Below are 13,257 nucleotides of genomic sequence, written 5' to 3'. Positions count from 1 at the left end.
ATTAGAGCAGAAAGGTGATGAAAGGTTCAGTTAGGTAATTGGAATATATTGAAATAAGAATGAATACGTATTGGGGTTAACGGCTCTAAATCCGCCGCATTTCATTCTATATAATTAAACATAGCAGGATATTTTTAGTAAAATCACCCATGTAAGTTATATTTTGGTAATAAAAAAGCCGCATATAGCGGCTTTAGTTTGGTGAATTTAAGCGGGTGTTACTTTTTCTTACGGGCGATTTTACTCGCTTTCTTTGCCGCTTCTTTCTTGCTCGTTTTCTTCGCAGCTTCTTTCGCTTTCACTTTGGCTTTTTTCTTACCCGGTGTGCGCGCTTCTTTATTCTTTGGACGCAGCTCTTCGATCACGCGGCGTTTCAACGGTTGCTCGATATAACGCTCGATTTTACCAACGATACGCATGTCGTGGGCTTCGGCAAGCGAAATCGCGGTACCTTTTGCGCCAGCGCGGCCAGTACGGCCAATGCGGTGGATATAAGTGTCGGCAGAACGTGGCATATCGAAGTTGATCACATGGGTGATATCGTCGATATCGATACCGCGTGCAGCCACATCGGTCGCCAACAAGACATTGACTTCACCTTTAGTAAAGCGACTTAAGGCTTGGAAGCGTTTCTTCTGTTCCATATCGCCACGCATAAAGGCGCAGGGAATACCGACTTTAAGTAACTGGCCTTCTAGGCTAGAAACGATGTCGCGGGTTTTCACAAATACGATAGTCCGTTTGACATCCTCTTGGCGTAGCAGATGACACAACAGCGCAAATTTATGCTCTTTATCATCGGCTAAGTGGATCCATTGGTGGATCTTGGCTTTTTCACTGCGAGGGGCTTCAACATCGATTTCAATCGGGTCGTTTAACACTTCACGGGCAAAACGTTGTACACCGCCGCCTTCTAAGGTGGCAGAAAACAGCATGTTCTGTTTGCGGCCTTGGGCCTCAATAGCAATGGCTTGCACCACAGAAGAGAAGCCCATGTCTAACATGCGATCGGCTTCGTCGATAATTAAGATATCGACTTCTTGTGCGTTGAAATTGCCTTTGTCTAAATATTCCATCAGGCGGCCTGGGGTCGCGACCAGAATATCGACGTTGCCTGCTAAGGCTTCTTCCTGTGGTCCATAAGGAACGCCACCAGTAACGATAGCAATATCTAAACCTTGGCCCGTGGCTAGGTGACTCGCATAACGGTGGATTTGGCTGGCTAACTCACGGGTTGGCGTGAGGATTAGCACTCTTGCTTGTCCAGCAAAACGACGGGGAAAATCGATCAAATGTTGTAGCGAGGGCAGTAAAAAGCTCGCTGTTTTACCTGTTCCTGTCGGGGCGCGCGCAAGAATATCTTTTTGCTCTAGGGCGTAAGGAATCGTTTCTTGCTGAATCGTAGTGGGTGAATGATGCCCCATGGCATTAAGCGACTCTAATAAGCTAGGGTCAAGCTGGAAATCTTCAAATTGCATGCGCAGCGTCTCGACGGATAATAGCGAAGCATTATAAAGGTTATGGCGGTTAACTTAAATAACTTATCTAGATCTCCTGTGTTTATCTTCTGTGTCAGTAAAGTTTTATGGTAATTGGCATAAGTTAATTACTTTTAGGTCAATGTATTAGCATTTAATTTGTGGGAAATTGGACCTTTCGTTAAATTTGCCAAACTTAGCGAGCTTTACTTAACTTGTCAGGATTGGACTCGATATCAGTATTTAAGGTAAAAATCTTGGATCAATTGCACCATGGTTTGTGTGTATTGGCCAGAACGTTCACGAATAGTGATATCACTGAGCTTTGGAGCCATTTGTGGATGAGTCTTGTGGGCGAGTACGCAGAGTACTCGATTAGCGCTTTTCCCTACAATGCTGATAAGGTTGGTTATTTCAATCAAATTGAGCTGAGAGTGCGTTAATATTTCGTCGAAACGGGCCATACTCTGCATTGGTAATATGAGACTTGCCTTTCCTTGCGGTGCTAGGCACACATGAATGGCATCGAGTAGTGCGGTAAAGCTTAAGCTATCTGTGTGACGGGCCATAGCGCGCTGGGATTGTATCGCTTGCGTGCCTTGCTCAAAATAGGGGGGATTACAAATTATGTGATCAAAATACCCTTGATACTCAGTTTGTTGGCAAAAGTCTTGGATGCTGCAATTAACTAAGGTCAGTCGATTGGCCCAAGGACTATTGTGGAAGTTATGTTGGCAAGCATGGGCGGCATTGGTGTCTAATTCGACACTGGTGATATGTGCTTGACTGCGCTGAGCTGCCATTAAACTGAGTAAGCCGCTGCCTGCGCCTATATCTAAGATTGATTTCGCGGTGGTCAGTTGTGCCCATGCCCCAAGGACGACGCTGTCTGTGCCTACGGCCATGCCGCAATTCATGTCATCGATATGAAATTGTTTAAAAGTGAATGCCATGGGGAGTTAATTTTGCCGTTCTAAAGTGATTTAGGCCCAATATTGGGCGCGCAATATTCTAATTCTAGCCTTCGTTTTTAGCTAATGTTTTTAAACAGTCGCATCTGTCCTAGCTGTATGAATTTGTGTCGCCAAATCATTTACTATTTTACGTGGCAATACTTATTTCACTTAATTAACGCTTTAATTTATTGCCTTAGAAACCTTTTATTAGCAGTTAATTAGCATTATTTCGCTTTTTTTGCCTGAACGGACTTGTTGTCTTGTATTGATGCTTTAAGTCTGGTATTAGTTTCGCCCCCATTTTTAATCACTTTTAAGATTAACGGATAGGTAAACGAGTTTGTTGGTGAATTAGTCGTCAGTTAGGCTACATAAACGTTCGCCATCGTTTATAAACTCGGCAGATATCGAACATATTTACCACGGAATTGTGTAAACATAGATTTGCACTCCGGATGGGCTTTGTTTTAGCTATGGCTAATCGACACATAATCACTTAAGTTTGTAAAAAAACAATAAGACAAGATGGGGCTTCCAGTGCAAGACAATCAGATGAGTATCGGAGATACATTAGGCTTAGGTTTTATGACCTTTGCGTTCTTTTTAGGTGCGGGAAACCTAATTTTTCCACCATTCGCGGGTATGTTAGCGGGCGAAAATATGCCCCTCGCCATGTTGGGTTTTTTGATTACCGCCGTAGGTTTACCTTTAGTTGGACTGATTGCTGTCGCTAAGGCTCAAGGTAAGGTTATGGCTATGCTGCCAGTATTTGCAGCAACGACATTGGCCGTCGCGATTTACATTATTATCGGCCCTGCTTTTGCTGCGCCGCGTACGGGATTAGTGGCTTACGAGATTGGCGCTAAGCCATTTATCGATGACACCACGGCAACGTTTTTGCTGGGCAGTTTAGAATTAAACCTGACGCAACTGCTATACACATTAGGTTTCTTCGCTGTCACTATGTTGCTGGCGCTTTTCCCTGGTAAGTTGCTCGATAGCGTAGGTAAAGTATTAACGCCTATTTTATTGATTTTGTTGGTCGGATTAGCCGTTTCAGTGCTGTTTTTACCTGCATCCGAAGTAGGCCAAGCTGTGGGGGATTACCAACAGCATCCGCTGACCAAAGGTATTTTGGAAGGCTATAACACTATGGATACGTTAGCATCCTTGATGTTTGGTATGTTGATTATTGATATCCTGCGTAAAAAGGGCATTGACCAACCCAGTGATCAAACTAAGTATCTAATCCGTGCAGCCTTTATTGCCGCCGCTGGTTTAACTTTTGTGTATGTGTCCTTGTTCTTTTTAGGTGCAACCGCTGGCGACATCGCTATCGGCACTAAAAATGGCGGCGAAATATTAACAAATTACGTGACCCGCGAGTTTGGGGAGCTAGGCTCAGTCTTGTTGTCATCAGTCGTGACTTTAGCTTGTTTGACCACTGCGGTTGGACTGGTGAGTGCGTGTTCTGAGTTCTTTAATGAGCTAATGCCTAAACTGTCTTACCGTTTCCTCGTGATCTTTTTAAGCTTGATATGCGCTGTGATTGCGAACGTGGGCCTAAGTCAGTTGATTGCTATTAGTATTCCCGTATTAATGACGATTTATCCTGTGGCTATTGCTCTTGTGGTTGTGACTTTCCTGACCGCTTATTTTGCGAATCCACAGTTTGCACATCGTGCAGTACTGAGCGTGGCACTGTTTTTCGGCATCTTCGATGGTCTTAAAGTGGCAGCGAAAAGTTTGACTGACGCTGATGGTCAAGCCATGAATGGCTTAGCACAGGGCTTTATCCATATAGTGAATGTTATGTCTCCAGTGTTATCTAAGCTGCCACTCTATGAAGAAGGTATGGCTTGGTTATTGCCGACCATTGCGACGATTGCACTGTGTTTAGTATTCGGTCGTGGCCGTGGTCAAACGGCTGCAGCCTAGGCTTTGCATTCGAGTTCTCGTCTTTATGCTTAACTCAGTTAAGCTTATGCAGGCTTAGACATATTTAAATTAATATCAACGGCGTATCATTTGATTACGCCGTTTTTTTATGGAGTATTTGTGCCTAAAACCTATATGCCAGATCCACTTATCGATGCTTTTCTTGATGATCTTTGGTCAAGCAAGGGACTGAGTGATAACACGCTATCGGCCTATCGTACCGATTTACGCCATTTTGATCGTTATCAAGGTCAGCAAGGCGTGACGTTACTCGCGGTTTCTCAGGCCGATGTTAGGGCATATCTGGCCTTTAGAGTTGAGCAGAATTTTGCGCGTACCAGTAGCGCTCGGCTGCTCAGCAGCTTACGGCGTTTCTATACTTATCTGGTGCAGACCAAGCAGATTTCAGCCGATCCTATGGCCTTAGTCGAGTCACCTAAGTTAACGCGCCATTTGCCGGATTCTCTGAGTGAGTCGCAGGTTGACCGTTTACTGTCTGAGCCCAATGTGGATGATGCCGTCGAATGCCGTGACAAGGCAATGCTAGAGCTTTTGTATGCAACTGGCCTCAGGGTGAGTGAACTTGTCGGCTTGACCATGGAGCAAATGAGTTTGCGCCAAGGCTTAGTACGTATTGTGGGCAAGGGTGGCAAAGAGCGTCTTGTGCCGCTGGGGGAATTGGCTATTACCGAAGTGGAGGGCTACATGAAATTTGCTCGCCAAGAGTTGCTCGGTAATAAACAATCTGATGTGGTATTTCCGTCGAAACGCGGGCAGATGATGACGCGGCAAACTTTTTGGCATCGGATTAAACTTTATGCTCTGCGTGCGGGGATTGAAACTGCATTATCACCGCACACTTTACGACATGCTTTTGCCACTCATTTGCTCAATCACGGTGCCGATCTGCGGGTTGTCCAACTGTTATTAGGTCACAGCGACTTATCGACGACACAGATTTATACCCATGTCGCACGGGCAAGATTGCAGGAATTGCATCAACAGCATCATCCTAGAGGCTAAAAAAGGATTTAGTTACAGCATAAATTTGCTTTCCGCGCGGCTTGTCTGTAACTTTTTGCCCCTATACAGGGTCTATTGAATATCTCGAGTTAGAACGGCCCCAATATCTCGTTGTAGCGACACAATTTATAGGATGTCCCATGAAGTTGACCCCAGCATTATCCTTAGTTTTTGCCCTCCTAGTTGCACCACTTGCCAGCGCTGCCACTGCGACGTCTCCCGATACCGCTGCGATTAAGCAAAAACTCGGTGAGATGTTAGATGTTGAAGTCATTTCTATGCAGGACTCACCAATTGAGGGCTTGTATCAAGCCATGACTAACCGCGGCGTGCTCTATATTAGCCGTGATGGTTCAAAACTATTCCACGGTAGTGTGTATGATATCGATAAGGGCATGAAAAACTTAACCGAAGCCGCATTAGCGGGTCCGCGTTTAGAAATGATGAAGCCGCTTGAAGAGAATATGCTTGTCTATAAAGCGAAAAACGAAAAACACGTGGTCACTGTATTTACCGATGTTAGCTGTGGTTATTGCCGTAAACTGCATAGCCAAATGTCTGACTACAATAAACTTGGTATCACAGTGCGTTACTTAGCTTTCCCGCGAGCGGGTGTGCCGTCAGCTAATGCCGACGAGATGCAAGCTATCTGGTGTGCTAAAGATCCATTAAAAGCTATGACTGATGCTAAAGCGGGCAGCAAAGTTGCCGCGGCAACATGTGATGCTAAAATTGCTGAGCAATATGCTTTAGGCACAACCTTTGGTGTTAATGGTACGCCTGCAATCGTATTAGAAGATGGCAATATGATCCCTGGTTATCAACCGCCTGAAGACTTATTACGCACCTTAGAGGCACGTCAGTAACAGCCTAAAATGTAAAATTTATCCCACGAAAGGTGAGCTTAAGGCTCACCTTTTTGTTATCTTATTGCCACGATTTCATGAGAGTTTGAGTCCCTTGATCCATAAGATAGTCCGTCGCCCAACCGTTGATGATAGCCATTTACCCGCTCATCTTTCGCCGCTATTGAAACAGCTTTACGCTCGCCGTGGTGCGCTAACCCACGAATGCGAGCTTGTCCTTAAGGGTCTATTAAGACCTGAAACCATGAAAGGGTTGCCCGAAGCCGCGGCGCTTATCGCCGATGCAATGCAGGCGAATAAGTCGATTCTGATCGTGGGTGACTTTGACGCAGACGGCGCGACCTCAACCAGTGTGTGTATGTTGGCACTGCGGATGATGGGCGCGGTGAAAGTGGATTATTTGATCCCCAATCGCTTCGATTATGGTTACGGCTTAAGCCCTGAAATTGTTGCAGTTGCGGCTTCCAAACAGGCTGAGCTACTCATCACAGTTGATAATGGTATTTCATCAATTGACGGTGTTGCGGCGGCCAAAGCCTTTGGGATGCAAGTGGTGATTACCGACCATCATTTACCCGGCCATGAGTTACCCGCTGCCGATGCGATAGTGAACCCTAACCAACCGGGCTGTCCATTTGCCAGCAAATCGATAGCGGGTGTCGGCGTGGCCTTTTATTTGATGACGGCATTAAGGGCTGAATTACGGACGCGAAACTGGTATCAAACCCATGGTATTGCTGAGCCTAATTTAGGCACACTACTCGATATCGTTGCCCTTGGCACCGTTGCCGATGTGGTGTCACTCGATGCCAATAATCGTATTTTGGTTGAAGCAGGTTTGCAGCGCGTGCGAGCTGGGCGTTGCCGTGTGGGGATTACTGCGTTGCTTGAAGTGGCGAAGCGAAATCCGGCGCGCATTGTCGCATCTGACTTTGGTTTTGCCGTGGGCCCAAGACTGAATGCCGCAGGCCGGTTGGATGAAATGGCACTTGGGGTCGAAACCTTACTCTGTGAAGACATGATGTACGCGCGGCGTATGGCGGCCGAGCTCGATGGGTTAAACCAAGAGCGTCGTGAGCTGGAAGTCGGCATGCAGCAGGAAGCCTTAAAAAGCCTAGAGCACTTAAAGCTTAACGAAGCCGAGTTACCTTGGGGGATTGCTTTATTTCAAGAGGATTGGCATCAAGGCGTGATCGGGATTTTGGCCTCGCGCATTAAAGACAAATACCATAGACCCGTGATTGCCTTTGCCGATGCGGGCAATGGTGAAATTAAAGGTTCTGCGCGTTCGATCAAAGGCTTGCATATGCGCGACTTATTGGAGTTAGTGAACACTCGCCATCCGGGACTGATTATCAAATTTGGTGGTCATGCAATGGCGGCGGGTTTATCGCTCAAAGCGGGCAGTTTTGCGACATTTGCTAAAGCCTATGATGATGCGGTGCGTGAGCAGCTTAAACCTGAGTTGTTAACGGGCGAGCTTTGGTCCGATGGCGAACTCACTCCCGCAGAGTTGAATCTTGAAATGGCTCAGTTACTGCGTAATGCGGGGCCTTGGGGACAAGCTTTCGAAGAGCCGTTATTCGATGGTTACTTTACGATAGTGCAACAACGTCTTGTCGGTGAGCGTCACCTTAAGCTCGTACTCGAAACCCAATGCGGCACTGTGATGCTCGATGCCATTGCCTTTAATGTGGATTTGCATACTTGGCCAGATGCGACGATTAATCATGCCCGTGTTGTGTATAAACTCGATGTGAATGAGTATCGCGGCAATTTTTCGCTGCAACTTATGGTTGAGCAAATCGAAGCTATGTAAGCTTCTGATGACAAGGAGTGAAGTTGAAATCATTATCCGATAAAAAAATCCGCCAGCTACTTAAGCGTTTTGCTTGGATATATGTTGTCTGCTTAAGCATACCGTTTATCTCAACCTTACTCACCACTAAGGCTCAGGGGCAAATGCTACTTATGGGGATTTGGCCAGCAGCCTCCTTGTTTTACTTTCTCGCTTACCGTTATTTAGCTAAATCCTTTAAGTATGAAATCAATCGTCACTTAGCCTTTAGTTATCATGGCGGTGGCACTTTAGCGGGGGCTTTGTATTCGTTAGCTAAAGTGGTGTTATTAGCGATGGCATTTATGATATTTATGAGTGCCAATAACACCTGAACTGACGTTAACGGAAAATTTCGGAGAAAGGAAAATGCAGCAGGAAACAGGATACAGAGTCAGTACAGACCAAGCTGAAATGAATCTTGAGGTTATCCATGGCTTTATTAGTAATAGCTATTGGGCGCAGGGCATGCCAAAGGCGCTGCTACAAAAAGCGTTAGCCAATAGCCTGTGTTTTGGGGTATTTGATAAGGACAATCAACAAGTGGCTTTTGGCCGCTTAATTACAGATAAAGCCACTTTTGCCTATCTTGCCGATGTGTTTGTACTTGAGTCGCACCGCGGCTTAGGTTTAAGCAAGTTGATGATAACAGCGATTCTTGAACATCCTGAATTACAAGGTTTAAGACGGATAATGTTAGCCACCCGCGATGCCCATGGACTCTACGCCCAGTTTGGATTTAAAGCGGTCGATACGCCTGAAATGCTAATGCAAATTAGGCCTGCTAAGCCTTATCAATGCCTTAGTTAACATCAAAAAAATAGCCAGCAAATGCTGGCTATTTTTGTGCGTTAGCTTTGATGTCTGTTGACGAGTTAAGCCTTAAGCGGCTTTGGTCGCGGCGGTTTCTTCATCGCTGTGGCGAATTAAGTAATCAAATGCGCCCAGTGATGCGGTCGCGCCGCTGCCCATGGCAATGATAATTTGTTTGAAAGGTGAGTTAGTGACATCACCTGCGGCAAAAATACCTGGGACTGAGGTTTGTCCGCGCTCATCGACTATGATCTCGCCCCTTGGGGTTAAATCGATCGTGCCCTTCAACCATTCCGCATTCGGTACTAGCCCAATCTGCACGAAGATACCTGCAAGTGCGACATGGTGACTCTCGCCAGTGGCTCTGTCTGTGTAGTTCAGGCCATTAACCCGAGTACCATCGCCTGTCACTTCAGTGGTCATGGCTTGGGTAATGATTTTAATGTTACCCATAGAAGCCGCTTTACGTTGCAGTACATCGTCGGCGCGCAGGGTTTTATCAAATTCCAGCACAGTCACATGTTCTACTATGTTCGCAAGATCGATAGCCGCTTCGATACCTGAGTTACCGCCGCCAATCACCGCCACACGCTTGCCCTTAAATAACGGGCCGTCGCAATGCGGGCAGTATGCGACACCTTTGCCGCGGTATTCTTTCTCGCCGGGGACGTTCATTTCACGCCAGCGTGCACCTGTGGCTAACAATACGGTACGGCTACGTAATTTCGCGCCGCTTGCCAATTCAAGCTCGAACAAGCCATCGGTGCCTAACGACACAGCTTTTTGGTTGTCCATGATGTCGACTTCGTAGTCTCTTACATGGGCTTCAAGGTTTGCTACTAGTTTTGGACCTTCGGTCGCTTTGACCGAAATAAAATTCTCGATACCGACGGTTTCAGCGACTTGTCCGCCAAACTTGTCGGCAACAATACCGGTGCGAAGTCCTTTACGTGCTGCATAAATGGCTGCTGCTGCGCCGGCTGGGCCACCGCCAACGACTAAGACTTCGAATGGCGCTTTTTCATTAATTTCATCGGCCTTACGGCTTGCGGCATTGGTATCCAGTTTATTGAGGATCTCGCCAATGCTGATACGGCCGGCTGCAAACACTTCGCCATTTAAGTAGACAGAAGGCACAGCCATAATGTTTTTGCTGGTTACTTCTTCTTGGAACAGGGCACCGTCGATCATCACGTTGGTGATATTCGGGTTAATAGCCGCCATCATGTTCAGTGCCTGTACTACGTCTGGGCAGTTTTGGCAGGTCAGTGAGACGTAAGTTTCAAAGGCATATTTGCCTGGCAGATTGCGGATCTGCTCAATAATATCATCGCTGAGTTTGATTGGGTGTCCACCCGTGTGCAGTAATGCCAGCACGAGTGAGGTAAATTCGTGACCCATAGGCAGACCAGCAAAGCTGATTTGCGTATTAAGCTCTGGGTTAATCACTGTCATCGCTGGGATGCGTTCGCCCTGAACTTCTTTCAGGCTCACCAGAGAAGATAGGCTGACAATGTCTTGCGCTAAGCTTTTTAATTCTTGAGACTTTCTACTTTCATCTGCAGACACGACAAGTTCAACTGGTCTCTTGAGGTTTTGCAGATAGGTTTGCAGTTGATTTTTTAAATTCGCATCTAACATGTGATGACTCCAAAATCGCTTAAAAGGGAGAAAGAGGGGGCCAGTCTAGGCCCTTGCAGGGGCGGGCTTAATCCTTTGCTGCGTGGCGCTACAACTGTGTCCGCTGTAACGCCAATCAGCTTGGGACGCTAGACTGGCGGGGTTGACGCTTTGCAGGCTAAATTAGATTTTGCCAACTAGGTCTAAAGACGGTGCTAATGTTTCGTCACCTGGTTGCCATTTAGCTGGGCAAACTTCGCCATCGTGAGTAGCAACATATTGAGCTGCTTGAATTTTACGAACTAGCTCTTGAGCGCTACGGCCGATGCCTAAATCGTGAACTTCGCTGACCTTGATTTGGCCTTCTGGGTTAATCACGAAAGTACCACGTAGTGCTAAACCGTCTTCTTCAATCATCACGCCGAAGTTACGGCTGATAGTGCCTGTTGGGTCAGCCAGCATTGGGAAGTTGATCTTCTTGATGGTGTCTGACGTGTCATGCCATGCTTTGTGAGTGAAGTGAGTGTCAGTTGATACTGAGTAAACTTCAACACCCATTCCTTGCAGTTTTTCGTAGTGATCAGCCATGTCGCCTAATTCAGTTGGGCAAACAAAGGTAAAATCTGCTGGGTAGAAGAAGACAACAGACCATTTACCTAACAGGTCTTGTTCAGTTACTGGAACGAACTCACCATTGTGGAATGCAGTGGCTTTGAATGGTTTGATTGTGCTGTTGATAATTGATTGAGTCATTTTATGCTTCCATTTAGTTGATGATGGCTTAAGTTCATAACGAGGACATTTGCTTGCGTCCTGTCGATGTGAAGCATATTACCGACTCGATTAAAATTAAGATAACGGATAAAAACTATTATCTTAATCGGTTTAGTCGAATGACGATGCGATTAGGTCGGACTCAATCGGTTTTTCTGCGACTGCTGCGGGTTTGGCGTGACTGGGTGTAGTTTGGGTTTAGCCTGCTGGTCTTTGGTCTTTGGTCTTTGGTCTTTGGTCTTTGGTCTTTGGTCTTTGGTCTTTGGTCTTTGGTCTTTGGTGATTGAGATAAGATAAATTTCGAGCATAAAAAAGGGATATCAATGATATCCCTTAAAGTGTAAATACAATTAAAACAAGATACTGAGGTTCTAGGTTCTAGGTTCTAGGTTCTAGTTTCTAGTTTCTAGTTCTGTGCTTTGGGTTGAGTTAACCAAGTGCTGAGTAAGCGCACGCCGTAACCTGTTGCGCCCGCAGGCACAACAGCGGTATCAGTGGCGGTTAAGGCATTACCTGCGATATCGAGATGTGCCCAAGGCTGTTCGCCCGCAAAGCGTTTTAAGAACATGGCCGCAGAGGAAGCCCCCGCGCTGCCTTCTTTACCTGTGTTTGTGAGATCCGCGATAGTGGATTTAAGCTCATCCGCATAGGCTTGATCTAACGGTAAGCGCCAGACCTTTTCGCCAACCTGTTGACCAGCATAAGTTAGCTGCTGCACTAAAGGCTCAGAATCGGTAAACAAGCCTGCGTAAACATTGCCTAACGCACTCACTTTTGAGCCTGTCAGTGTCGCAACATCGATAATCACTGATGGCTTATAATTTTCTCTGGCATACCAGAGGCCATCGGCCAGCACTAGGCGACCTTCGGCATCGGTATTGAGCACTTCAACGGTGAGACCTTGGGCGGTTTTAATCACATCACCTGGGATCATTGCATGACCCGATACCATGTTCTCCGCCATGGGCATAATCGCCACTACGTTGACTGGCGCTTTTTGAATCGCCATGGCTTTAATAGTGCCAAGCACAGTGGCTGCACCTGCCATATCTGACTTCATCCGCGCGATTGAAGTACCTGTCGCCTTAATATTGTAACCACCCGAGTCGAAGGTGATGCCTTTACCGACCAGTGCGATTGGCACGTCTTTGCTACCAGGCCAATGGGCGACCACTAACTTAGGTGGGCGCTCGCTGCCTTTACCTACAGCAGCTAAGGCGCCCAGTTGTAGACGTTCGATATCTTTGGCTTCTAATACCGTGACTTTAACGCCGAGGGATTTGAGCTTTCTGGCTTCGTTAGCAAAGCTGTCGGGATACATAATGTCTGCAGGTGCGTTTGTCAGATCGCGCGCTAAAAACACACCTGCTTCAACCGCTTGCAGATTTTTATGGTGTTTTTGGTTGCGACTTAAATCATCGACAGCGATTTGGTAATTCTTCTCGGCACGGGGGCTCGCTTTGAACTGAGTGTAGCGATAACTGCGTAGTTCAATTCCGTGTGCAAGCTCAGAGGCAAATAGCGGCGCGGCAGTTAAGCCTTGGGTGAGTACACGCACTGTAGCTTGGGGAACCGTATCGAGTTTGGCCGCAACATTGCCACCGATGGTATTAATGTCACCGGGCGTTAAGTTTTTTGCATCGCCAATGCCGACCAGTAAGACCCGTTTAGCATCAATTTCGCTGGGTACCAAAATCTCGAGGATTTCCCCCCGTTTGCCGGAAAAAATATTATCCGCCGTTGCTAGGTTTAATTGATCTTGGGTCGACTGAGGTAAAAAGTCGATCCCATAGGTAGTGGAGTCAGCACTTTGGAATAGCACTAATGTATCTGAATTCAGTGAGCTACGAGTGTCAAAACTAAAACTTTCGGCGTTAGCATTGAGAGAGTTAAGGCACGCCAGAGCCATAACGCTTAACATCAATTTATTATTATTTTTCATGGTGACAGCT

General features: G+C 46.5%; 11 protein-coding genes. 6 read left to right on the top strand and 5 right to left on the bottom strand.

Going from position 1 to position 13,257, the window contains the following annotated elements:
* Positions 1–218: 218 nt before the first annotated feature.
* Entirely contained in the window at positions 219–1,478 is a 1,260-nt protein-coding gene (gene srmB / locus HQQ92_RS15510; RefSeq protein WP_173246589.1) for an ATP-dependent RNA helicase SrmB, read from the bottom strand.
* A gap of 236 nt (positions 1,479–1,714) precedes the next feature.
* Positions 1,715–2,431 carry a tRNA1(Val) (adenine(37)-N6)-methyltransferase gene (locus tag HQQ92_RS15505; RefSeq protein WP_173246586.1) on the bottom strand — a complete coding sequence of 239 codons (717 nt, stop codon included), beginning with the start codon at positions 2,429–2,431 and terminating at the stop codon, positions 1,715–1,717.
* Positions 2,432–2,959: 528 nt separating this feature from the next.
* Between HQQ92_RS15505 and brnQ the strand changes: the two genes are divergently transcribed.
* The 6 genes from brnQ to HQQ92_RS15475 all read left to right on the top strand — a co-directional run bounded on the left by brnQ (position 2,960) and on the right by HQQ92_RS15475 (position 8,908).
* Positions 2,960–4,372, top strand: a complete 1,413-nt coding sequence (gene brnQ, locus HQQ92_RS15500; RefSeq protein ID WP_173246583.1) for a branched-chain amino acid transport system II carrier protein — start codon at positions 2,960–2,962, stop codon at positions 4,370–4,372.
* A 120-nt stretch (positions 4,373–4,492) separates the two neighbouring features.
* Positions 4,493–5,395 (top strand): site-specific tyrosine recombinase XerD, encoded by a 903-nt coding sequence (xerD, locus tag HQQ92_RS15495; protein ID WP_105250086.1) that lies wholly within the window; start codon positions 4,493–4,495, stop codon positions 5,393–5,395.
* Positions 5,396–5,535: 140 nt separating this feature from the next.
* Positions 5,536–6,261 (top strand): bifunctional protein-disulfide isomerase/oxidoreductase DsbC, encoded by a 726-nt coding sequence (dsbC, locus tag HQQ92_RS15490; RefSeq protein WP_105250085.1) that lies wholly within the window; start codon positions 5,536–5,538, stop codon positions 6,259–6,261.
* 94 nt (positions 6,262–6,355) lie between these two features.
* Positions 6,356–8,080 (top strand): single-stranded-DNA-specific exonuclease RecJ, encoded by a 1,725-nt coding sequence (gene recJ, locus HQQ92_RS15485; RefSeq protein ID WP_173246581.1) that lies wholly within the window; start codon positions 6,356–6,358, stop codon positions 8,078–8,080.
* 23 nt (positions 8,081–8,103) lie between these two features.
* Positions 8,104–8,433 (top strand): hypothetical protein, encoded by a 330-nt coding sequence (locus HQQ92_RS15480; protein WP_113939820.1) that lies wholly within the window; start codon positions 8,104–8,106, stop codon positions 8,431–8,433.
* Positions 8,434–8,467: 34 nt separating this feature from the next.
* Positions 8,468–8,908, top strand: a complete 441-nt coding sequence (locus HQQ92_RS15475) for a GNAT family N-acetyltransferase (RefSeq protein ID WP_113939821.1) — start codon at positions 8,468–8,470, stop codon at positions 8,906–8,908.
* Between the two features lie 72 nt (positions 8,909–8,980).
* Here HQQ92_RS15475 and ahpF read toward each other — a convergent pair whose 3' ends face one another.
* The 3 genes from ahpF to HQQ92_RS15460 all read right to left on the bottom strand — a co-directional run bounded on the left by ahpF (position 8,981) and on the right by HQQ92_RS15460 (position 13,247).
* Positions 8,981–10,552 (bottom strand): alkyl hydroperoxide reductase subunit F, encoded by a 1,572-nt coding sequence (ahpF, locus tag HQQ92_RS15470; protein WP_173246578.1) that lies wholly within the window; start codon positions 10,550–10,552, stop codon positions 8,981–8,983.
* 162 nt (positions 10,553–10,714) lie between these two features.
* Entirely contained in the window at positions 10,715–11,284 is a 570-nt protein-coding gene (gene ahpC, locus HQQ92_RS15465; protein WP_105250080.1) for an alkyl hydroperoxide reductase subunit C, read from the bottom strand.
* Positions 11,285–11,711: 427 nt separating this feature from the next.
* Positions 11,712–13,247, bottom strand: coding sequence for a leucyl aminopeptidase (locus HQQ92_RS15460; RefSeq protein ID WP_173246576.1), 1,536 nt, complete (start codon positions 13,245–13,247; stop codon positions 11,712–11,714).
* Positions 13,248–13,257 lie beyond the last annotated feature (10 nt).

The organism is Shewanella sp. DC2-4, from assembly GCF_013248875.1.
In the GTDB taxonomy this organism is placed as follows: Bacteria; Pseudomonadota; Gammaproteobacteria; order Enterobacterales; family Shewanellaceae; genus Shewanella; species Shewanella oncorhynchi.
The sequence above is the reverse complement of the archived record's forward strand: the minus strand, read 5'-3'. Positions and strand labels throughout refer to the sequence as shown.

Bases quoted from the DNA above. Each gene is read 5' to 3' on its own strand.
- srmB (WP_173246589.1), bottom strand. From the start codon at position 1,478: ATGCAATTTGAAGATTTCCAGCTTGACCCTAGCTTATTAGAGTCGCTT.
- HQQ92_RS15505 (WP_173246586.1), bottom strand. From the start codon at position 2,431: ATGGCATTCACTTTTAAACAATTTCATATCGATGACATGAATTGCGGC.
- brnQ (WP_173246583.1), top strand. From the start codon at position 2,960: ATGGGGCTTCCAGTGCAAGACAATCAGATGAGTATCGGAGATACATTA.
- dsbC (WP_105250085.1), top strand. From the start codon at position 5,536: ATGAAGTTGACCCCAGCATTATCCTTAGTTTTTGCCCTCCTAGTTGCA.
- HQQ92_RS15475 (WP_113939821.1), top strand. From the start codon at position 8,468: ATGCAGCAGGAAACAGGATACAGAGTCAGTACAGACCAAGCTGAAATG.
- ahpF (WP_173246578.1), bottom strand. From the start codon at position 10,552: ATGTTAGATGCGAATTTAAAAAATCAACTGCAAACCTATCTGCAAAAC.
- ahpC (WP_105250080.1), bottom strand. From the start codon at position 11,284: ATGACTCAATCAATTATCAACAGCACAATCAAACCATTCAAAGCCACT.
- HQQ92_RS15460 (WP_173246576.1), bottom strand. From the start codon at position 13,247: ATGAAAAATAATAATAAATTGATGTTAAGCGTTATGGCTCTGGCGTGC.